The 21,315-nt window shown below is 55.9% G+C and carries 22 protein-coding genes; 10 read left to right on the top strand and 12 right to left on the bottom strand.

Annotated features, from left to right (window positions below):
- Positions 1–121 precede the first annotated feature (121 nt).
- From gloB to BEN30_RS00240, 5 genes are all read left to right on the top strand, one after another.
- Positions 122–892 (top strand): hydroxyacylglutathione hydrolase, encoded by a 771-nt coding sequence (gloB, locus tag BEN30_RS00260; RefSeq protein WP_069956335.1) that lies wholly within the window; start codon positions 122–124, stop codon positions 890–892.
- Positions 892–1,494, top strand: a complete 603-nt coding sequence (locus BEN30_RS00255; RefSeq protein ID WP_069956334.1) for a glutathione S-transferase N-terminal domain-containing protein — start codon at positions 892–894, stop codon at positions 1,492–1,494. The genes gloB and BEN30_RS00255 overlap by 1 nt, the downstream gene beginning before the upstream one ends.
- Before the next feature lie 4 nt (positions 1,495–1,498).
- Positions 1,499–1,939, top strand: a complete 441-nt coding sequence (locus BEN30_RS00250) for a cupin domain-containing protein (RefSeq protein ID WP_069956333.1) — start codon at positions 1,499–1,501, stop codon at positions 1,937–1,939.
- 114 nt (positions 1,940–2,053) lie between these two features.
- Positions 2,054–2,581, top strand: a complete 528-nt coding sequence (locus tag BEN30_RS00245; protein WP_069956332.1) for an NADPH-dependent FMN reductase — start codon at positions 2,054–2,056, stop codon at positions 2,579–2,581.
- A 123-nt stretch (positions 2,582–2,704) separates the two neighbouring features.
- Positions 2,705–4,690, top strand: coding sequence for a carbohydrate kinase family protein (locus BEN30_RS00240; RefSeq protein WP_069956331.1), 1,986 nt, complete (start codon positions 2,705–2,707; stop codon positions 4,688–4,690).
- Between the two features lie 70 nt (positions 4,691–4,760).
- Here the strand turns inward: BEN30_RS00240 and BEN30_RS00235 are convergent, their stop codons facing one another.
- Together BEN30_RS00235 and BEN30_RS00230 are read right to left on the bottom strand one after the other, a co-directional pair.
- The gene (locus BEN30_RS00235; protein WP_069956330.1) at positions 4,761–7,130 is read right to left on the bottom strand and encodes a nitric-oxide reductase large subunit; all 2,370 of its coding nucleotides are present in this window, start codon (positions 7,128–7,130) and stop codon (positions 4,761–4,763) included.
- A 137-nt stretch (positions 7,131–7,267) separates the two neighbouring features.
- The gene (locus BEN30_RS00230; protein WP_211563216.1) at positions 7,268–8,398 is read right to left on the bottom strand and encodes an FprA family A-type flavoprotein; all 1,131 of its coding nucleotides are present in this window, start codon (positions 8,396–8,398) and stop codon (positions 7,268–7,270) included.
- A gap of 426 nt (positions 8,399–8,824) precedes the next feature.
- Here BEN30_RS00230 and BEN30_RS00225 point away from each other — a divergent pair, with 426 nt between their 5' ends.
- Entirely contained in the window at positions 8,825–9,112 is a 288-nt protein-coding gene (locus BEN30_RS00225) for a hypothetical protein (protein WP_069956329.1), read from the top strand.
- A gap of 82 nt (positions 9,113–9,194) precedes the next feature.
- Here BEN30_RS00225 and phbB read toward each other — a convergent pair whose 3' ends face one another.
- Positions 9,195–9,923, bottom strand: a complete 729-nt coding sequence (phbB, locus tag BEN30_RS00220) for an acetoacetyl-CoA reductase (RefSeq protein WP_069956328.1) — start codon at positions 9,921–9,923, stop codon at positions 9,195–9,197.
- A 90-nt stretch (positions 9,924–10,013) separates the two neighbouring features.
- Positions 10,014–11,189 (bottom strand): acetyl-CoA C-acetyltransferase, encoded by a 1,176-nt coding sequence (locus BEN30_RS00215; RefSeq protein ID WP_069956327.1) that lies wholly within the window; start codon positions 11,187–11,189, stop codon positions 10,014–10,016.
- Positions 11,190–11,414: 225 nt separating this feature from the next.
- On the opposite strand from BEN30_RS00215, the gene phaR reads away from it, so the two are divergent.
- Positions 11,415–12,017 carry a polyhydroxyalkanoate synthesis repressor PhaR gene (gene phaR / locus BEN30_RS00210; protein ID WP_069956326.1) on the top strand — a complete coding sequence of 201 codons (603 nt, stop codon included), beginning with the start codon at positions 11,415–11,417 and terminating at the stop codon, positions 12,015–12,017.
- A gap of 67 nt (positions 12,018–12,084) precedes the next feature.
- On the opposite strand, the gene BEN30_RS00205 is transcribed toward phaR, so the two are convergent.
- From BEN30_RS00205 to queG, 3 genes are all read right to left on the bottom strand, one after another.
- Complete coding sequence (locus BEN30_RS00205; protein WP_069956325.1) at positions 12,085–12,924, bottom strand: mechanosensitive ion channel family protein; 840 nt, start codon at positions 12,922–12,924, stop codon at positions 12,085–12,087.
- Positions 12,925–12,959: 35 nt separating this feature from the next.
- Positions 12,960–13,748: a formylglycine-generating enzyme family protein gene (locus tag BEN30_RS00200; protein WP_170826911.1), complete on the bottom strand. Its 789-nt coding sequence runs from the start codon at positions 13,746–13,748 to the stop codon at positions 12,960–12,962.
- Between the two features lie 67 nt (positions 13,749–13,815).
- On the bottom strand, positions 13,816–14,847 hold the full coding sequence (gene queG / locus BEN30_RS00195; RefSeq protein WP_069956323.1) for a tRNA epoxyqueuosine(34) reductase QueG: 1,032 nt from the start codon (positions 14,845–14,847) through the stop codon (positions 13,816–13,818).
- 73 nt (positions 14,848–14,920) lie between these two features.
- On the opposite strand from queG, the gene queC reads away from it, so the two are divergent.
- The 3 genes from queC to queD are packed head-to-tail and all read left to right on the top strand — an operon-like array spanning position 14,921 to position 16,641.
- Positions 14,921–15,628, top strand: coding sequence for a 7-cyano-7-deazaguanine synthase QueC (queC, locus tag BEN30_RS18215; protein WP_069956322.1), 708 nt, complete (start codon positions 14,921–14,923; stop codon positions 15,626–15,628).
- A gap of 3 nt (positions 15,629–15,631) precedes the next feature.
- Positions 15,632–16,267, top strand: a complete 636-nt coding sequence (gene queE, locus BEN30_RS18210; protein ID WP_069956321.1) for a 7-carboxy-7-deazaguanine synthase — start codon at positions 15,632–15,634, stop codon at positions 16,265–16,267.
- A gap of 20 nt (positions 16,268–16,287) precedes the next feature.
- Positions 16,288–16,641, top strand: coding sequence for a 6-carboxytetrahydropterin synthase QueD (queD, locus tag BEN30_RS00180; protein WP_069956320.1), 354 nt, complete (start codon positions 16,288–16,290; stop codon positions 16,639–16,641).
- On the opposite strand, the gene BEN30_RS00175 is transcribed toward queD, so the two are convergent.
- From BEN30_RS00175 to queA, 5 genes are all read right to left on the bottom strand, one after another.
- On the bottom strand, positions 16,638–17,306 hold the full coding sequence (locus BEN30_RS00175; protein WP_069956319.1) for a glutathione S-transferase family protein: 669 nt from the start codon (positions 17,304–17,306) through the stop codon (positions 16,638–16,640). The two genes, queD and BEN30_RS00175, sit on opposite strands and share 4 nt — an antisense overlap.
- A 31-nt stretch (positions 17,307–17,337) precedes the next feature.
- A complete protein-coding gene (locus BEN30_RS00170; RefSeq protein ID WP_069956318.1) occupies positions 17,338–18,465 on the bottom strand; it encodes a hypothetical protein in 1,128 nt (375 codons plus the stop codon).
- Positions 18,466–18,531: 66 nt separating this feature from the next.
- Complete coding sequence (queF, locus tag BEN30_RS00165) at positions 18,532–19,005, bottom strand: preQ(1) synthase (RefSeq protein ID WP_069956317.1); 474 nt, start codon at positions 19,003–19,005, stop codon at positions 18,532–18,534.
- Positions 19,006–19,021: 16 nt separating this feature from the next.
- A complete protein-coding gene (tgt, locus tag BEN30_RS00160; RefSeq protein ID WP_069956316.1) occupies positions 19,022–20,155 on the bottom strand; it encodes a tRNA guanosine(34) transglycosylase Tgt in 1,134 nt (377 codons plus the stop codon).
- Positions 20,152–21,198, bottom strand: coding sequence for a tRNA preQ1(34) S-adenosylmethionine ribosyltransferase-isomerase QueA (gene queA / locus BEN30_RS00155; RefSeq protein ID WP_069956315.1), 1,047 nt, complete (start codon positions 21,196–21,198; stop codon positions 20,152–20,154). The genes tgt and queA overlap by 4 nt, the downstream gene beginning before the upstream one ends.
- Between the last annotated feature and the right edge of the window lie 117 nt (positions 21,199–21,315).

Raw genomic sequence — 21,315 nt, 5'->3', positions numbered from 1 at the left:
CGCGCAGTCTAGAGCCTATCGTGCCCGGCAAAAAGTGAAAACACGGGTGCAGGCGTGCCGGGAGCGTGATACGGTCACTTTTCGCCCACGATCTGCGACAACGCGAAGAGGTAAATCCCCCATGAGCGGTCTCGAAATTCGGCAAATTCCAGTTCTCAATGACAATTATGTGTATCTGATCCACGACGGTTCTTCCGGTCAAACGGCCTGCGTCGATCCCGCGGTCGCGGCCCCGGTGATTGACGCGGCTCGCGCGGTGGGCTGGACCATCAGTCACATCTTGGTCACCCATCCGCATTTCGATCACATTGGCGGCATCGATGAAATCGTAGCGGCCTTTGGCGCCGAAGTTTATGGCAGTAAAGACGATCAGGCGAACATCCCTCATTGTCACCATGGCGTTGCACAAGGCGACAGCGTTCAAGTGGGCGGGTTTGAGGCCAAGGTTCTGGACGTTCCCGGCCACACCGCCCACCACATCGCCTATCACTTTGCAGGTGCAGAGGCGGTGTTTGTCGGCGATACGCTGTTTTCGCTGGGTTGTGGCCGCTTGCTGGGCGGCACGGCCAAGCAGATGTGGGACAGCCTGCAAAAGCTGCGCACTCTGCCCCCCGCCACCCGAGTTTACTGCGCCCATGAATACACCAACGCCAACGCCGACTTTGCACTGAGCGTTGATCCCGACAATGCGGATTTGCAAGACCGCGCTGATGCGGTGCTGCGCATGCGCCAACAAGGCTTGTCGAGTGTTCCGTCGACCCTTGAAGAAGAACTCAAGTGCAACCCATTTTTGCGTTGCGATCAGCCTGAATTCAAAGCCATAGTGGGCATGAGCGACCGCGATGCGGTAGACGTTTTCGCGGAAATCCGCCAGCGAAAGGACCATTTTTGATGAAGCTGTTCACCTCTCTCACCTCGCCGTTTGGCCGCAAATGCCGGATGGCGGCGATTGTCGCCGGCGTTTCTGACCGGGTTGCCGTCACCGAAATTGATTACAAGACGGAGACCTATTTAGAGATCAATCCGCTCAGCAAGGTCCCGGCGTTGGAACGTGACGACGGCACGGTGTTGATCGATTCACCGGTCATCAGCGCCTATATTGCCAGTCACGGCGATGAACAAAAGGTCATCCCGTCTGCGGGAGAGGCCCGCTGGCAAGCCCTGTGCCTGGAAGCGTTGGCCGATGGCGTGACGGACGCCGGAATTTTGATTTTTATGGAAAACAAGCGCCGCGAAGAGCATCGCTCCCCGGGATGGATTGCCGCTCAGACGGGCAAAATCAATGCCGGGCTGGACGCCATCGAAAAGGTCGTGCCTGAGTTTGGCGCGCACCGCCACATCGGTATTTTGGCCGTGGCCGCTGCCGTTGGCTGGCTGGAGTTTCGCAATATCGTCGAAGGCATTCGCGGTGGACGTCCGCACCTGTCCAAATGGATGGACAGCGTTGCCGCCGAGCCGTTCATAACCGACACCGCCCCGCCGAAAGACGCCTAAGCCTATGCGTGCGTTTCCGGGCCTCGACGCCGATGAGGTGATCACCACTTTGGGCCTAGAGCCCCACCCCGAAGGCGGGCACTTTAAAGAAATTTACCGTGCCGACGGCCCCGATGGGGGCCGCGGCCAAGTCACGACCATCTACTTCTTGCTCAAAGCGGGAGAAGTGTCGCACTGGCACCGGGTTCAAGACGCGGTTGAAATTTGGTGCTGGCACGGGGGCGCGGCGTTGGAGCTTTCCATTCACGCCGAGGGTACCGAGCTGGAAACACACGTTTTGGGCCTGGATTTACAAGCCGGACAGCGCCCCCAGGCCATCGTCCCTGTGAACGCATGGCAAGCGGCAAAACCCTTGGGCGATTGGACTTTGGTGGGCTGCCAAGTGGCCCCCGCGTTCGACTTCGCCCGATTTGAACTGGCACCGCCTGGATTCGAACCCGGATAAATATATTGTATCCGTATTCGAAACTGAAATTTTCATATTTGCCAGATTATGGTGTGCGCAGATAACAATTACAGTTGCTCTTAACCCCAGCAGTTTCAGGTTAGGAGCCACATCATGAACATCATCGCCTTTGCCGCCACCAACAGCACAAAATCCATCAACAAACAGTTGGTGGCCTACGCCGCGCAAAAAATGGGCGGCGCGACGGTAGAGGTCTTGGACCTCAACGATTTTGAATTGCCCTTGTTCAGCGAAGACAAAGAAGCCGAATTGGGCCAGCCTGAACTGGCAAAAGCCTTTTTGGATAAAATTTCCGCCAGCGATGGCTTGGTGATTTCGTTCGCCGAACACAACGGCTCGTACACGGCGGCCTACAAAAACCTGTTTGATTGGAGCTCGCGCATCAAACGCGATGTTTACGCCCACAAGCCCACGGTGTTTTTAGCCGCTTCTCCAGGGCCGGGCGGTGCCGCGAGCGTGTTGGACGCGGCAACCAAGTCGGCTACGTTTTTTGCCGCAGACGTGAAAGCCAGCCTGTCCATTCCCAGCTTTTATGACAATTTTGATGTGGAGCACCAAAAGCTCACCAACGTGGATTTGGATGCAGCCCTCACTTCGGCCCTCAAAACCCTGACGGCATAAGGTCGTTTTTGTGCTGCTTTGAGGCATGACATTGCCCATCGTTGCGCATAGGATGCCCCCTACTCAAGTTACGGGCGCCGCTTGAATTCAGGGCGGCGCCTCGGTGTTAAAGGGGGAAACTTTATGACCGCACACAAATCGCACAACGCAAACCCAGACGCCCGCAAAGCGGCCATCGCGCAAGTCAACAGCGCTGCGGAACGGGTGCTGATTTCGTTGGTGCGTTCGCAAACCATCGATTTGTTTGCGGGCAACATGTCTGATAATTTGCGCACCACCTTGGAAGGTCTGCGTGAACGCTCACCCGACGCCGTGAAAGTCGCGGTGGACGGTGTGCAGCGCACCGCCAACGACGATGGCTATGAAGTCATTTTGGACCGCGCCCGTGGCGAACGCTTGGTGATTTTGGATGCGGACGCAGGGCCGTTCAAGCGCACCTTGGGCGGCGGCTTGTGCAATTTGGCCAAAGACCTTGAAATCATTTTGGACGTGTTGGGCGACGTTACCGAAGACGGTGGAGGGCGCCCGCGTCCCCAGCCTCGTCCCAAGGTCGATTATTTGACCTGGGCGGATGCGGCGGATTCGTTTGCTGGTCAAGTTGTCGACGGTGCATCCCGCACCTCGCTGATCTTTCGCGGCGAAGGTTTTGATAAACTGATTTTGACCCAACGCGGCCCCAGCTATGATGCGGATGCCATTGATTTGTGGCAGACCGAACAGGACTTTTTGGGCAGCGGCGACGACTTTATTTTCGTCGGTCAAGAACCCTCGGATTCTGAAAAGTTCGATCTGATTTGGAAGCGCAAACTCAAGGACAAGGGGCTTAAGGTTTTCTGGCTGGTGGGCGGGAATCAGCTGAAAAAGCTCTACACCGAATATCGCCATTTTCTCTCCATTGCCGATGTGGTGAGCCTCAACTTGGCCGAAGCCGCACAGTTTTTCGGCTTCGAGCCGCTGCGCCGCAAGCACAAAGACGCGGCGGAATTGCGCGTCATGTATGCCCGCGAAATCAGCCGTCGGGTTCTGGAAGACGGGGCCAACCACGTCATCATCACCGACGGCGCAAAGGGCGCAGCGTTGGCGCGCAAGGCCCGCGGTGGGCGGGTGGAATTCGTCTATTCACCGTTGATTCAAGAAAACTCCATCGAAGTCGATCGCACCGTTCAAGAAGACACCGGGTGCGGCGACAGTTTTGCGGCCTCCATCGCGGCCTATTATCTGATGTCGGGCTCGGCGCTGAAGCTGAACCAAGCGGCAAACTTTGCCCACTATATTGCCGGCATCATTTTCCAGCGCGCGCGGCCCAATTTGACGGACAAGGACCAGGGCTTCGTCGAATACGCCTATCACAAGGCTACGACCTCGGGCGCATTTGTCGGCAAGCATGAAACCTTTGATCGTGACGTGTGCCAAATTCGTCCCGCGCCCATTTCGCCCAGAGGCCCCAGCCGCAACGTGTTGGTGTTGGTGGTGGGGGGCAATCCCGCCGACCCGGACCATCCGCGCATCACCGGCGCGGGTGCGGCGTTGGCCAATTTGGCACAAAAATGCCAAGACGGCAGTTACACCTTGAGCCCCTTGATCCGCGTGGTGGTGCGCCAAGTCGAGCATGGCGGCGGATTGGACCGCGCCGATATGGTGGCCGTCACCAAAACGGAAATGACCCGTATGGCGGACTTAGGTCTATTTTGCAAAGAAGTCGGCGATCTGGAAAATGAAACAGACACCCGCCACGGCGTTTTGAAAGCAGATCTGGCGGGCTTTGAGGGCGTATCTGTTTTGCGCGTGACGCTTTTGGAAGCGTTGGAAATTTTGTCATCGGAAGACTTTGCGGAAATGTTTGGCGATATCAAGCTGTGGCATTTCCCCACCGAAGACGTGGACGAACGGTTGGTGTGGCATGCCAAAAGCTGGGGGATTTCCCTGGAACAAAGCCGCGAGATTATTCGTCAGTCGTTGCGCGATTATGTGGTCCAGGCACAACGACCGCAATTTCGTTTTGGCCGGGTCAGCGCCACCACCCGCGAGGACTTCGAAGCTGAAATGACGGATCAATTGATCTTGCGTCTTGACGCTTTGCTGGCAGGCGTCTTTCGCGGCCAAGCCTGAGCACATCGGCACTCAAGCGGTTAATCTTGGAAAATGAGCCACGGAACGTTTGTGTTCCGTGGCTCATTTTTCAGTGTGGCGCGTCTTCTTGTGCGGCCCAATCTTTTTCATAGTCTGTGTGGGAATTGGGCTCGATTTGCACTTCGCGCACCAGTCGGCGGCCGCGGGACAAAATGAACCAGACCAGCGGAATGACGCCGCCGATGACAAACACGGCGCCGCCGAGAGAGCGGAAGTAGGTCAGGGTCTTAAATACGTCGCCCTGAACAATCTCGTAAGACCGCGCATGCCAGAGACCGTTTTGAAGGACATCAACCAACTGGTATACGCCCACCGGAAAAAGGTCCAGAAACATCATCATGGCGACGCCGATGTTTAACGACCAAAACGAACGACGGATCAGTTTTGCGTTCCAGCTGGATTTTTCAAATATGTGCTGGCAACAAAACAGCAACCCCGCCAGGGCAATGTTGCCTTTGACGCCAAACATGGCGGCGTGGGCATGGTTGCCTGTGAGGTAGGTCGCGTGCTCATAGTAATTCACAATGGGAAGGTTGATGACGGAGCCAAACACGCCCGCGCCAAAAACATTCCAAAAATTAACGGCGAGAATAAACAGCCACACTTCATCCATCACAATGGTCTGTTTGCCTTGATCGCGCAACGTGTTGGCGCGAGTTTTTTCCTGGCGCATGCGCCAGGCGTCCAAGGTCAGCAACAGCAGGGGCAACACCTGAAGGGTTGAAAACACGCTGCCAAAGGCGATGACGCCGGTGGGCTTGGCAATCCAGTAAAAATTGTGCGCAATGCCGACGGTGGCGGTGATGAAGAAAAGCATCACAGCCAGAAACACCACCCGTTCCGCCATCGCGCGCGTGATCAAATTCATCTGCACAAGGATGTACGCGACAATCACGGTCGTGAAAACTTCGAACGTGACCTCAACCCACATATGCACGACCATCCACCGCCAGTAATCGGCGACGGCAAAGTTCGTTTCCGGGGTAACCAATAGGCCAAAGAACAAAAAGAACACCATCACGCCGCTGCCATAGAGAAGCCAAGCGGGAATGGACCACATATTTTTGCGCGTCAGCCACGGCTTCACACCGCGATAGATGATGAAAATCCATAGCGTGAAGGCGACCAGCAAGATGATCTGGAAGAGACGTCCAAATTCCATGAACTCCCAACCTTGACTGCCCAGCCAATAGGCCATGTCGCCGGTCAATATGCCGGTTTGACCTAGATAAATACCCACCAATGCACCCGCGCCGACAATGATGCACAACGTGAACAACAGGTTGATCAGGAAGGTCTGACCGCGCGGCGCTTCGGAGAGGCGAGGCAGGAAAAAGATGGTGTAGCCAACCCAGCACATGAAGAACCAAAAGATCTGAAATAAAGTATGGTAGCTGCGCGCAACGGTGAACGGGATGATGTCGCCGAGAAACAGGCCAAACGGTCGCACGAAGTCCGTCGCCCCGATGATGCCGGCGAGAACTTGAAGCGCAAACAACACAATCGCCAGGGCAAAAAATTTATACGTCCCCCTTTGGGTTGGACGAATGTAATTGTTTTCAAGATCGTGTGTCGTCAATGACGTTCCGGTGTTGCCGTTGAACGGATCATAGTGCATCGATTTCATCTGACCGTACACGTACAAGACGATGCCAATGCCCAGAAACAGACCCAAAATGGACATGGCGCTCCAGATAAAGGTTGCGGTTGTCGGGGTGTTGCCCGCGTCTGGATCGTAAGGCCAATTGTGGGTGTAGCTGTAATCCTCCCCGGGGCGGTTGGCTGCGGCTACCCAGGCCCCCCAATAGAAAAACGCGGTTAAGGCCTGGATGTCTTTTGGCTCGGTGATGTATCCGATTTGGAACAGCTCGGGGTAGTGTGGATCTGTGAACATGCGGGTGTAGTGACGGTTCAATTCTTCGAGGGCAAATATCTGCGCTTCGTTCAAGAGGATTGTGTCGGAGCTTTCATCCCAGGTGTTGGTGTGAACTTCGCGCCGGACCCTGGCGGCGATGGCGTCTTGGTCGTATTGACCGAGGTCTTGTGTCGTTCCTTGAGCCTTCAGTTCACCGGCATAAAACGATCTCATGGAAACGGTCATGCGGTGCAGGGCATCGGCGGTGAAGTCCGGACCGCGTTCCGCCCCATCTCCCCAAAATGAACCGTAACTCATCAAACCCCGAAGGTGAAACACCCGTTCGCCTGCGTTGATCAACTGCCGGGAAATGACGGTTTCGCCTGTGGATGACTTGAAATGAACAAGTGGCGGTGCACCGGAATACGTCGCCTGGCCAAGATAAATTAATCCGGCAACGCTTATAATTGTAACAATGAGAAAATGAGTAAACCAAAATTTCTTATTTAGAAGTATTAAAGATAAGTTCTTAAATCTTAGTTTATCATTTAACTTGGATGACATTTGAGAAGCCCCTGTTTAATTATTCTTATTTTATTTACAGTTCCATTACTTGTTCAGAGTCCCAAGTAACTGAAATGTTGAATAATGTAAATATAGTCAGGGGAAAAAGGGGTGAGAGGGGTGTTGGAAGCGATGTCTTACAAGTCGCTGAAGTCGATCACTGTGTTCACGTTGGTGCCCATCAGGTGTTCTGCAACCGATTGGCCGAACGCGCGGCATTCGGCAAGTTCTTCCTCGGTGGGGATCAGCTTGATTTTAAGCCCGGATCGGGGGACACGAATTTTCAGCCCCCGCAGGCGCGCTTCGACCATCTCTACGGCTTCTCCGGTCCAACCGTATGATCCAAACGCGGCGCCCATTTTGCCTTGGGTTTTGATGGAACACAGCGATGCCAACAGATCCCACACGGGCTTCGCCGCATCACCGTTGATGGTGGGGGTGCCGAACATCAAACCATCGGCTTCTTCCACCAAATTGACAAAGGGGGCGACTTCGCCGCCTTCCAAATCATAAAGAGATACGCGAATGCCCGCCACGGAACTGGCCCCGTTGCGGATTTCTTCGGCCATGCGCGCGGTGCTGCCGTAGGCGCTGATGTAAAAAATCAGCAGACTTTTTTCATCGCTCTTCACCTCGTTGTGCAGCCGGGGTTCGGACATTTGGCGGTAGCGGCGGATGTAGTTGGTGGGCTGGTCGCGCAAGATGGGACCATGGGCGGGGGCCACCAAACTGGGCGCCAGGGGCTCAATCAATTCCAGGGCTTCCAGCACGTATTCTTTGAACGGGCGCATGATGTGGGCGAAGTAATATTCAAACGAAAAGCGAAAGTCGCCGACCAGATCGTTGAACAGGCGATCATCACAAAAATGACAACCAAACAGATCGCCCGGAAACAACACTTGGGCGTCGTCCAACCAGGTGCATTGGGTGTCGGGCCAATGCAAATAGGGGGTGTTGAGAAAGCGCAGCTTGCGCCCGCCCAAGTCCAACTCGTCGTTGGTGTCAACCGGAGTATAGTCGAAATTTTTCATGTCCGACTTCAACAAAGCCTTCAACATGCCCGGTGCCCGGCACGAAATGTAGACCTTGGCGTGGGGGGCACGGCGCAACAGTTCCGGCAGCGCCCCGGTGTGGTCGGGCTCCAAATGATTGAGCACGATGGCGGTGATTTCGTCAGTGCTGGCGACTTCGGCCAAGTTGGCAAAAAAGGTCTCGGTGAATTCCTGCTTTACCGTGTCGATAATCGCCACGCCCGTCTCACCGCGCACGACATAGCTGTTTTAGGTGGTGCCGTTGGCCGTGGACAAAATCAAATCGAAGCGCCGTAAGGCCGGATCTAAGGCCCCAATCCAGTGCACCCCTTGGGCAATTTCGACTGCGCTCACCGTCCGGTCCTCTTGGTTCATTGGTTCGGGGGGGCGTACGCGCGGGCGCATCCCCCGTCGTGAACTTGCAAGGGTTGTGCCGCAACCTGGTTCTGGCATTGCATTGATTTTGGGGCGTAATTTATGACGCAGATTGCGGACAAGCCGACAGGGCACGGGAAATCATGTCGCAAACACGACAGGGTCAGGGCCGACAGACTAATCGACTGTATAAATACTTAATATCTATTATATTCATTTGATGAAACTTTGCAGAAGGCGCAGCATTGCCCTTGTAAAGCATTGTGCTTTATTCAGAGGAGACCAAAAATGCGCACCTTGCGCCAAACTTACCTATTTTCCCTGTCCGCCGCCGCGATGTCCTTGGCTGCGACATTTGCCAGCGCTACGGATGTCTTGAGCCAAGATGAAGCCGGGCACGTTCTGACCGTGACCACGTCGGCGGGGCCGCAGTCTGTGCAGATCGCCGCGAAAGAGGACCTGATCGGAATCTGTGAAGGCTGTATCATCACCCTGGAGAACGGCCAAGCCGTTGAAGCCAAAGCCGACGATCTGGTCTTTATCGTCGATGGTGTTTTGAGCATCCACGAAGACTAAGACCGAAGACGCCTCGTTAAAATCAAAAAGCCGCCCCAGGTTTCCCTGGGGCGGCTTTGTTTTGGCAGGCCTGCTTCTCAGGTTAGCTCGTGATGTATTGACCGCCGTTGACCGTGATGGTGGAGCCGGTGATGAAGCCAGCTTCTTCCGACGCCAAGAACGTCACACAGCGGGCGATTTCTGCGGGTTCGCCCAGGCGGCCGACGGGGATGTAGGGCAGGATTTGGGTGGCGAGCACGTCATCGGGGATGGCTTTGACCATTTCCGTCGCCACGTAACCCGGCGCTACACAGTTGACCGTAATGCCTTTGCGCGCCCCTTCTTGGGCCAAGGCTTTGGTGAAGCCAATCACACCCGCTTTGGCGGCGGAGTAGTTGGTTTGACCCATCTGGCCTTTTTGCCCGTTGATCGAGCTGATGTTGATGATGCGCCCGAAGTTGCGTTCGCGCATGCCGTCGATAACGTTTTTGGTGGTGTTGAACAAAGACGTCAGGTTGGTCGAGATGACCTCGTTCCATTGCTCCAACGTCATTTTGTGCAACATGGTGTCGCGGGTGATGCCGGCGTTGTTGACCAAAATATCGATGGGCCCGATTTCGCCTTCGATTTCCAAGATAGCCGTGTGGCAGTCGTTAAAATCGCTGACGTCGAACTTGTGAACGCGAATGCCGGTGAGTTCTTTGAACGTCGCGGCGGCTTCATCGTTGCCCGCGTAGGACGCGCAAACGGTATAACCGGCTTCTTTTAAAGCGATGGAAATGGCTGAACCGATACCGCGGGTTCCGCCGGTGACGAGTGCTGTACGTGACATATGTTTGTGCCTCCTGGGGAAGTCTCTAATTTACCCTGTTGTGTGTCTGTTTTCGTGATTTGATTTAGGCGCGTTCCACGCCGTCCTTCTTTAGGTGCGTTCTACGCACATGGCGATACCCATGCCGCCGCCGATGCACAGTGTGGTGAGGCCTTTTTTCGCGCCGGTGCGATTCATTTCGTGCAACAACGTGACCAGCACACGTGCACCGCTGGCGCCAATCGGATGGCCCAAAGCGATGGCGCCGCCGTTGACGTTGACCTTGGCAGGGTCCCACGCCATTGTCTGGTTGACAGCACATGCCTGCGCGGCAAACGCTTCATTGGCTTCGATCAGGTCTAGATCGGACGCCGCCCAGCCAGCCTTCTTCAGTGCCAAGGTCGACGCCGGAATAGGACCAGTGCCCATGACGGACGGATCAACGCCTGCCGTGGCCCATGATTTGATGGTAGCCAGCGGTGTGATGCCACGCTTTTTGGCTTCTTCAGCGCTCATCAGCACCACGGCGGCGGCACCGTCGTTGATGCCTGAGGCGTTGCCTGCGGTGATCGTACCGTCCTTGGAAAAGGCCGGACGCAGACCCGCGAGTGATTCCTCGGTGGTGCCGTGGCGGGGGAATTCGTCCGTGTCCACGATGGTTTCGCCCTTGCGGGTCTTGATTGTGACTGGCACGATTTCGGCGGTGAACTTACCGGCCTTTTGTGCGGCTTCGGCTTTTTGCTGCGAGCCAGCAGCGAAGGCGTCTTGGGCGGCGCGGCTGAGGCCAAATTTTTCTGCCACGTTTTCTGCCGTGGTGCCCATGTGGTAGTCGTTGAAGACGTCCCACAGGCCGTCCTTGATCATGGTGTCGATCAGTTCGTTGGGGCCCATCTTGGTGCCGGTGCGCAAATAGGTACAGTGCTTGGACAGGCTCATGTTTTCCATGCCGCCCGCAACCACGATGGTGCTGTCGCCAAGCTTGATGTCTTGATGGCCTAAGGCCACGGCGCGCAGACCGGAACCGCACACCTGATTGACGGTGTAGGCGGTGCGCTCGACCGGGATACCCGCGTTGACGGCGGCTTGGCGGGCGGTGTTCTGTCCGGACCCGGCCGTAAGCACGTGACCCATGATGACTTCGGAGACATCTTCGGGGGCGACGCCCGCGCGGCTTAAGACTTCGCTGATGACGATGCGACCAAGCTCTTGCGCGGGGACAGTTGAAAGCGCGCCTGAAAAGGCTCCGATGGGGGTGCGTGCTGCGCTGGCGATGACGATGTCGGTCATAATTATTATTCTCCCGAATGTAAACCTGAGGAGGCCTTAGTATAGCCTGTATCATTACCCTGTGAACCTGCAGATTAGGGGGAGACACGCCCCGCGCGCAATGAAAATGTTGCACTGCACAAAAAATTCTTCGGCGCTTGCAGCATTTTTTCGTTGCATTGCAACAATCAGACGCACAAAGTGTGCGCAGGTTTTCAGGGATTTTAGCAATTAAAAGGGGCGGTCATGGCCGATGCCAACCGGGGCGATGAGCCTATCACCATTAAGAAATATGCCAATCGGCGTTTGTACAACACCGCGACCAGCAGTTATGTGACCTTGGATCACTTGGCGCAGATGGTCCGCGATGGCGTGGATTTTGTCGTTCACGACGCCAAGTCCGGCGAAGACATCACCCGTCAAGTGTTGACGCATATCATTGTCGAAGAAGAAGCCAAAGGCACCAACTTGTTGCCGCTGAGCTTCTTGCGTCAGTTGATTGCACTCTACGGCGACAGCTTGCAATCGATGGTGCCCAGTTATCTGGAGCAGACCATGCACGCCTTTTCGGGCAATCAAGACCACATGCGCGAATTGATGGACAAGACCCTGGGTGCTGTTCCGGCGATGAAGCCCTTTGAAGACATGGCGCGCAAAAACATGGCGATGTTTGAAAATGCGTTGAAGGTGTTCAATCCGCTGGCCGCATCCGGTGGCGTAGGTGCGGAAGCGCCTTCTGCAAGCGAAAAAACCGCACCACCCTCAACAGATGACGGCAACGTGGACGATATGCGCGCCCAGCTCGACCAGCTGCAAAAGCAACTGGACAAGCTCAGCAAACGCGGCTGATTTTAAGTCTGTTCTGAACAAAAAGGGCTCCCGCGTGGGAGCCCTTTTTAATGTGTGCGCTTAAAACTTAGACCTGATGAAGATGCACGTCGCGCTGCGGGAAGGGGAACGAGATGCCTTCTTTGTCAAAGGTTTGCTTGATGGCTTTGAGCAGCGCAAACCGGACGGGCCAATAGTTGCCGTTGTCGGCCCATACCCGCACCACCAACTCAACGGCGCTGTCACCCAAGTTGCCCACTTCGACGAAGGGGGCGGGCTCCGCGTAGACGCGCTCATCGCTGGAGGCAAGGTGCTTGATCGCGTCCATGGCCTTGTCGATGTCGTCGCCGTAACCGATGCCGATGGTGAGGTCTATGCGCCGGGCCGGATGGTGGCTGAAATTGCGGATCGCCGCGCCCCACAGTTGCGAGTTGGGAACCACGATGTGGATGTTGTCGCCGGTCGCCATTTCTGTGGTGAACAGCCCTGTCGCCTTGATGGTGCCCGCCAAACCAGCGCCTTCGACAAAGTGACCAACGCGAAATGGGCGGAATAAAAGCAACATTACACCAGCCGCAACATTAGAAAGCGTACCTTGTAATGCTAAGCCGATGGCCAAGCCTGCTGCGCCAATAACGGCAACAAAGCTGGTGGTTTCTACACCGAAGCGATTGAGCACGGCAACGACGGTGAACGCCAAAATGATGTACTTGACCATGGACGAAAAGAAGCTCGAAAGCATTTCATCGACCATTTTAACGCGGTTAAGCGCCTTGGCGACGGCACTTTTGGCCCAGCCTGCAGCGATCCACCCGAGGATCAAAATGGCGATTGCGCCCAACACGTTCAGGCCGTAGGTGGTGATCACGGCGATCACCTGATCAATAATTTCTTGAAGTTGTTGGGAAATCTGTTGAGGGCTATCCATAGTGACGCATCCTTAAGTTAGACCGTATCGTATCGTTAAGGCAGCTCACGCACGACCCGAAAGCCGATGCCGTAACTTTTGACCATTGCATTGTTTTTGGCGCGCCAAGCCGAGCGGAGGTTCTTGGAAAAATAATACCAAGACCCGCTGCGCATCACGCGCTGCTGGCAATCGCCGTCGATGCGAGGCTTGGCCGTGCTGGGGGCACCGTCGTAAGTTGGGTTCCAGCAATCTTCGGTCCATTCCCAAACATTGCCGTGAACGTTGTAGAGCCCCCACGGATTGGGGGCAAAGCTGTCCACGGGCAAGGACTGGTGGCTGATTTCGGGACCGCAATTTCGACAATTGGCTTTTTCCAGGCCAATGTCGTCACCCCACCAAAATTCAGTCTGGGTGCCCGCGCGGGTCGCGTATTCCCACTCCGCTTCGCTGGGCAAGCGGTAGGTTCTGCCGGTTTTTTTGCGAAGCCAATTTAAATACAGCTTTGTGTCATGCCAGGTGATGTTGATGACGGGGCGGTTGCCCATGCCCCATTTGTGATCGTTGGGCATCTCGGTGCCACAAGCGCCTTCGTCAAAGCAGATTTGCCATTCGTCAAAACTCACTTCAAAAACGCCGATGGCGAACGCCTTGTCGATAACGACCGTGTGGGCGGGGCGCTCGTATTTGTGGCGACTGTCTGTGCCCATGGTGAAGGTGCCCGGTGGAATGATGCTGAGTTCAGGGCAGGCGTCGCAGTCTTTGATGCCGGCAAAACGCCGAGGGGAGGCACTGTCAGCACAAGCCACACCAGCCAGCGATATAACCAGCAGCAACATAGACATGGAGAGGGCAAAGTTTCTTATGTGCATGGGCGGAGTGTAGAAAACTCGGGGCCATCTGTCATGCTAATTAAAGCCGTTCCAAAGCCCAACGCGCCGTATGGCGCACGGTTTCGTTTAAATCGTTCAGAAGAGATTGGGCGATTTCGCGCGAATGCGGTTTATGGGCGTTGGCAATGGCGATCAAGGCGTTGCGCACCAAAGCATTACGTCGGGTGCGTTTGATGGGGCTGCCTGCAAACACTTGGCGGAACTCTTCTTCACCCAGGCCGGCAATGTCGGCCAAGCGCGGTGCGGTCAGCTCGACACGGGGTAAAAAATTGGGTTCCGTATGCAGCACACTGAACTTGGTCCACGGACAGGCGGCCAAACAATCGTCACAGCCGTAAACATGATTGCCCATGTTGACCATCAAATCTTCGTCAATCGGCCCTTTGTGTTCGATGGTTAAATACGAAATGCATTTGCGGGCATCCATCTGGTAGGGCTGAATGGCTCCGGTGGGGCACGCGTCCAAACACGCCGTGCAGGTGCCGCAGTGATCGACTTCGGGCGCATCGGGTTTTAAATCCAATGTCGTAAACACCTCACCCAAAAACAGCCATGAGCCGAATTCGCGGCTGACCACGTTGGTGTGTTTGCCCTGCCAGCCCACGCCGGCCAACTGTGCCAGAGGCTTTTCCATCACCGGGGCGGTGTCGACGAACACTTTGATTTCACACGCGAACTCTTCCACCAACCAGCGGCCCAGAGCTTTGAGGCGCTTTTTCACCACGTCGTGGTAATCCTTGCCCTGGGCATACACGCTGATGGCGGCGCGATCTGTGAGTTCGTGAATGGCGATGGGATCCGTGCGCGGCCCGTAATTGACCCCCAAAACGATCACCGACTTGGCGTCAGGCCACAGCGCATCGGGACTGACGCGTTGCTCATGGCGCCCTTCCATCCATGCCATGGTGGCGTGACGGCCTTGCTCAATATAGGTTTTGAGGTTTTCACCATGGTGCGCGTCGAGTTTAGCCGGGGCAAAGCCCACGGTATCGAAGCCCAGTTCCAGGGCCTTGGCGCGGATGGTGTCTTTATCGTGTGCAGAAGTCGCCATGGGGGTGAGCTGTTGCCTTAAAGTTCAAACCGGGTTAATCCTGGGCCATAGTCCCCCTGTTGAGCAAGTAAAGATGCCCCAAAGCCTGAATAAAAACGCCGTGCTGCTGCTAAGCGGCGGTCTGGATTCCACCACCGTGCTCGCCATCGCCCAGGATGCGGGCTACAGCGTGCACGCGCTGAGCTTTCGTTACGGCCAGCGCCACAGTTTTGAGCTGGAATGCGCAACCCGCATCGCCAAAGCTGCCCGGGTTGCCCAGCACGTGATTTTGGACCTGGACTTGTCGCAATTCGGTGGCTCCGCCTTGACGTCCGACATCGCCGTGCCCAAAGACCGAAACGCCCAGGAGATGCAGGGCTCCATTCCCGTCACCTACGTTCCGGCGCGCAACACGGTGTTTTTGTCGTGCGCGCTGGGCTGGGCGGAAACCTTGGGCACCGGCGATATTTTCATTGGCGTCAATGCGCTGGATTATTCCGGCTATCCCGATTGCCGCCCCGAATACATCGCCGCGTTCGAGACTTTGGCCAATCTGGCCACCAAAGGCGGGGTCGAAGGCACCGCCCCGGTGCGCATTCACACCCCCCTGATCCACATGAGCAAGGCCGAGATCATCGCCAAGGGAACCCAGTTGCAGGTTGATTATGGTCTGACCATTTCGTGTTATGATCCAGACGTAACGGGTGCGGCATGCGGTCATTGTGATGCTTGCCAGTTGCGCTTGAAGGGCTTTCACGAAGCGGGCTTGGTTGATCCCATGCGTTACCAAGAGGGCTCTTGAGCCATGACCTATCAGGTCAAAGAATTGTTTTATTCCTTGCAAGGCGAAGGCGCCAACAGCGGCCGGGCCTCGGTCTTTTGTCGCTTTGCCGGGTGCAATTTGTGGTCGGGACGCGAAGCGGACCGGAGCGCTGCGGCGTGCGATTTTTGCGATACCGACTTTGTCGGCGGTGATAAATACCCAGATGCCGAGACCTTGGCCGCTGCAATTTTGCAATTGTGGCCTACACATGTGGAGCATAAGGGCGGAGCGGAGCATAAATTCGTCATCCTGACCGGCGGTGAGCCGGGCTTGCAGGTGGACGCAGCGCTGATCGACGCCTTGCATGGCCACGGTTTTGAAATCGCCATCGAAAGCAACGGCACGCAAGTTTTGCCCGACGGCCTCGACTGGATCGCGATTTCGCCGAAAGCGGGCGCGGCGTTGGTGGTCACGGCGGGCGACGAATTAAAGGTGGTATATCCGCAAGCGGGCCTGGACTTGGACAGCTTCGCCGCCTTGGACTTCGCGCATTTTTATGTGCAGCCCAAGGACGGACCCGATGCGGCGCAAAACGTCGTATTGGCGATCGACTATTGCCGCGCGCATCCCCAGTGGCGTTTAAGCCTGCAAACGCATAAGGTGCTCAACATACGTTAGACCCAAAACGGACCGGATTTATGGACATCTACAAAATTTTCACCTTCGAGGCGGCTCACGACTTGCCCAACGTTCCCGAGGGCCACAAATGCAAACGCTTGCACGGCCATTCGTTCGAGGTCACCTTGACCGTGTCCGGCCCTGTCGATGAAGTGACCGGATGGGTCGTCGATTTTGCCGATATAAAAGCCGCGTTCAAACCGACCTTAGATCGTCTGGACCATTATTACCTGAATGATATCAAGGGCCTGGAAAACCCCACCAGCGAAAACATCGCGAAGTGGATTTGGGCCCAAGTCAAACCTGCATTGCCGGGCTTAAGCAAAGTCGCCGTGAAAGAAACATGCACCGCAGGCTGCGTGTATACGGGCTAATCGATTTCATCTTCTTTGACGATCCACGGCTCGGCCCGGGCAGCAATCGACCACGCCTGCATGGCGGGCATGTTTTGGATTGCGGCCATATACATTTGCGCAGTGGTGTTGAGGTTCACGTCATACGTGGTGAAGCGGCTTACCACTGGGGCAAACATGGCGTCGGCGTTGGAAAACGCGCCGAACAGGAAGTCGCCGCCTTGACCGAAGGTGTCTCGACACTCGGTCCAAATCGCTTCAATGCGGCGAATGTCGCGCTCAACGGCCAAGGCCGCATCGCCCTCGCCGCGCCCGCGCCCCGGGTGAGACGCGCGAATGTTCATGGGCATATGAGAACGCACCGCGCCAAAGCCCGCATGCATTTCGTTGGACACCACCCGCGCCCGTGCCCGTGCCGCCTTGTCCTGGGGCCACAAATGGGCGTCGGGCCAAGTCTCGGCGATATATTCCAAAATCGCCAAAGTCTCCCAAATCACCAGCCCGTCATGCTCCAACACCGGCACCGTGCCGCTGGGTAACTTAGCCTTGCTCGCCGCCCAGTCGTCGTCGAACAATTTGACCAATTGCTCCTCAAACGCTATCCCCGCTACAGACAGCGCCAGCCACGGGCGCAACGACCACGACGAATAGTTTTTGTTGCCAATGATGAGGATTGGTTTTGACAAGGCGCTTTCTCCATGCGTGTGCAGTCAAGTCTCAAACGGGGCGGTCAATTTCCGGCAGTTCGCGGTGTTGCGGGCGTAAGCCAATCATCCACGTTGGCAGAGAGGAAATGATTTTAGCTTCCCACGTCTTGCCATGGCGATAGAAAAAAACGCCTAAGCCAATCATGCTGAGACCGAAGGCAACCAGTGCCACCGGGAAAAACAAAGAATTTTCAAATATCTTAAAAGCCAAGTGTCCGAGGTATGAAGTAATGCCGAGGGCTCCGAACACCAGAAATGCGCGGCGTCCCAAAAAAATGCCCAATCCTAAAAGACCGAAGTTAATTAAGGCATAGATGAACTTTCCGAGTTCATTGGTGCTGTCCATCGTGGTCAAGCCACCCCAAAAGGCCATAAGACCAAAGAGGTAAATCCAAAAGGCATAGTCCTGCTTGGTGCGCCGATCGATCGAATAGGAAAGAGCGATCATTGCCGCACCAAAAAAAAGACTCACCCATTTTCTGAGGTTGAGGAGCGTGGTCACGGTTGCCCAGTATGCATCCTTTTCTTCTTTTGAGGCCGTTGCATGATTAAGGAGATCGGGATAACTGCCAACAATCAGCGGGGCCAAGTCCATGGAGACAAACCATAAGCACACAGCTATAGGCAAAACAATAAAGGGATATTGATAGCGCCAGAATATGAGCATTCCGGCGATTAGAGTCCACAGCTCCATTTGCAACCACATGCTTCTGACCCAGGCGTAGAAATTGTGGTACGTGCCAGGCAATTGATCCGCTGGCCACAGATGAAACCATTCTTGCAGGGCGTAGATCATCAGCGGCACCATGACCACCGCCATGGTTGCCACCAAGCCAGTTGGAACGGATAAGCCCGGACGACCCTTCATCCATTCCGCCAACATCAGGAATAAGACCGCGTAGAGGCCTGCAAATGAGAACAGCGCGGAGGCACCGATTTTAGACCATGCAGTGGTTAAAAACACCGACATCGCCAAAATCACGATCAGTGCGCCCGCATAATACAGGACATGAACCAAATCGAAGCGAGGCCGCCATTGGGCACGCTCTTCTAGCGTTCTCCACAAGTTATCAGCAATGTCTGATGCAATGCCGTTGAGTGCAGCAGATTCGACGAGCTCACGTTGAGATATTTTCATCTGCCCTCCCCACATCCTGTGGTAGAAATTTTAAGGGTAATCAATTTGGCGGTCAAGGCACGAGACTTACCCCCGCCCCCGATACCCCTGCACGCCCTGGTCGGGAATCCATACGCCTTCGGGTGGGGTTCCGGTTTGGTAGAAGACGTCGATGGGGATGCCGCCGCGGGGGTACCAGTAGCCGCCGATGCGCAGCCATTTGGGCTTGGCGGCTTCAATGAATTTTTTCGCGATGGCGATGGTGCAGTCTTCGTGAAAAGCGCCGTGGTTGCGAAAGCTGCCCAAGTAAAGTTTGAACGATTTGCTTTCCACCAGCTTGTCAGCGGGGATGTAATCGATCACCAAATGGGCAAAGTCGGGCTGTCCGGTAACGGGGCACACGGAGGTGAATTCGGGCGCGGAAAAGCGCGCCACATAATCAGTCCCCGCTTGCGGATTGGGCACGGTTTCCAGCATCGCTTCGTCCGGAGAGGTGGGGGCTTCGACTTGGTGGCCGAGTTGGCCCAATTGACTGGGGTGACCCAAATTTTCATTCGTCATGTGCGTCGTCCTCACATCAAATCGATAAGGCTTCGATATCACCCCGTTCGCGGGTGGCGGCGAAGTCGGCTTGGAATTGGCTAAAGCGGCCTTCCCCAATGGCTTGGCGAATGGCCCGCATCAGGTCTTGATAATAGTGCAAGTTGTGCCACGTCAAAAGCATGGCGCCCAAAATCTCATCGGCTTTGGTCAAGTGATGCAGATAAGCGCGCGAATGGTTGGTGCACGCGGGGCACGCACAGTTGGCGTCCAGCGGGCGCGGGTCTTCGGCGTGGCGCGCATTGCGGATGTTGATGGAGCCACCGGGCGTCCACGCTTGTCCGGTGCGACCCGAGCGGGTCGGCAGCACGCAGTCGAACATATCAATGCCCCGCGCCACCGCGCCGACGATGTCTTCGGGCTTGCCCACACCCATCAAATAGCGCGGTTTATCCGTTGGCAGATGGGGCGTGGTGACGTCTAACGACGCAAACATCATCTCGCGCCCTTCGCCCACCGCCAAGCCGCCCACGGCGTAGCCATCAAAGCCGATGTCGATGAGCGCCTTGGCCGACATTTCACGCAAGTCTTCGTGCACGCCACCCTGACAGATGCCAAACAGGCCGTAGCCAGGACGATCGACAAAGGCGTCGCGGGACCGCTTGGCCCACCGCATGCTGAGTTCGGTGGCGCGCGCCACTTCGTCCTTTTCGCACGGAAACGGCGGGCATTCGTCGAAACACATGGTGATGTCGGCGTCCAACAGGTGCTGGACTTCGATGGAGCGTTCCGGGGTGAGCTTGTGATAGCTGCCGTCAATGTGGCTTCTGAACGTTACACCCTCTTCGTCAAGTTTGCGCAAATCCGTCAGGCTCATGACCTGATAGCCGCCGCTGTCGGTCAGAATGGGCAAATCCCAATTCATGAACGTGTGCAGCCCGCCCAGCTTGGCGATGCGCTCGGCACCCGGGCGCAGCATCAAATGATAGGTGTTGCCCAACAAAATTTCCGCCCCCGTGGCCTTGACGCTCTCAGATGTCATGGCTTTGACGGTGGCGGCGGTGCCGACGGGCATAAAGGCCGGGGTTTGGATGGCTCCGTGCGCGGTGGAAACGCGCCCGGTGCGGGCCTGCCCATCGCTGCCCAACAGTTCAAAACCAAATGTCGTCATAAAGAGGTGTCCTCGTCGCGAGCCAAAAGGCACGCATCGCCGTATGAATAAAAGCGGTAGCCCGATTGAATGGCATGATTGTAAGCGGCTTTCATGCGCTTCAGACCCGCAAAGGCGCTGACCAGCATGAACAGGGTCGATTTGGGCAGATGAAAGTTGCTCATCAACACATCGACGATTTTAAACCGATAACCGGGGGTGATGAAAATATCGGTGTCGCCGGAAAAGGCCGCTAATGTGCCGTTGTCTTGGGCGGCGCTTTCCAACAAGCGCAAAGACGTGGTGCCAACGGCCACCACGCGGCCCCCATTCCTGCGGGCTTGGTTGATGGCGGCGGCCGTCTCGGCGCTGATTTCACCCCATTCGCTGTGCATTTTGTGGTCGCGCGTATCTTCGACCTTGACCGGCAAAAAGGTGCCTGCCCCCACGTGCAAGGTGACCCGCGCGGTTTTGATGCCGCGATCAGTTAGGGACGCCATCATGCGTTCTGTAAAATGCAGGCCCGCCGTAGGGGCAGCGACCGCGCCCAAATGGGTGGCGAACAGGGTTTGGTAATCATTCCCGTCTTGGGCTTCACCTGTTTTGGGGCGCTTGATATAGGGCGGCAGGGGCATGACGCCGACGCGCTGCAAGGTTTCCATCAAGGGATCGTCTGTGCGACTGAAATGGAGCAAAACTTCGCCGCTGTCGGTTTTTTCGCACACGTCGGCGGATAAATCGTCGGCGAAGTGAACGGTGTCGCCAATTTTCAGTTTTTTGGCCGGGCGGGCAAAAACGTACCAGGTGTCGGCACTGACGCGTTTGTGCAAGGTGACTTCAACGCCCGCTTCGCCGCGCTTGCCGACGAGGCGTGCGGGGATCACCTTGGTGTCGTTGAAGACCAAGATGTCGTTTGCGCGCAAATGTGCCGCTAGCTCCAATACACATGTATCTTCAAAGGCTTGGTCACCGACGACCAGCAGGCGCGCGGTGTCCTTCGGACTCGCCGGGTGCTGAGCGATGGAGGTCTGAGGCAGTTCAAAATCGAACAGGTCGACTTTCACAGGTGGGTCCTTTTGGGCTGGATTGAAGGCATGATTTTGCCAAGCGGGGCGGAGGTTAGGCAAAAGCAGACGCTTTGGCAAACCCCGATAATCATAAGATTATTCATAATTTAGCAA

The sequence above is a fragment of the Magnetovibrio blakemorei genome (assembly GCF_001746755.1).
Lineage (GTDB): Bacteria > Pseudomonadota > Alphaproteobacteria > Rhodospirillales > Magnetovibrionaceae > Magnetovibrio > Magnetovibrio blakemorei.
Note: the sequence above shows the minus strand (reverse complement) of the source record. Positions and strands in the feature narration are given on the sequence as shown.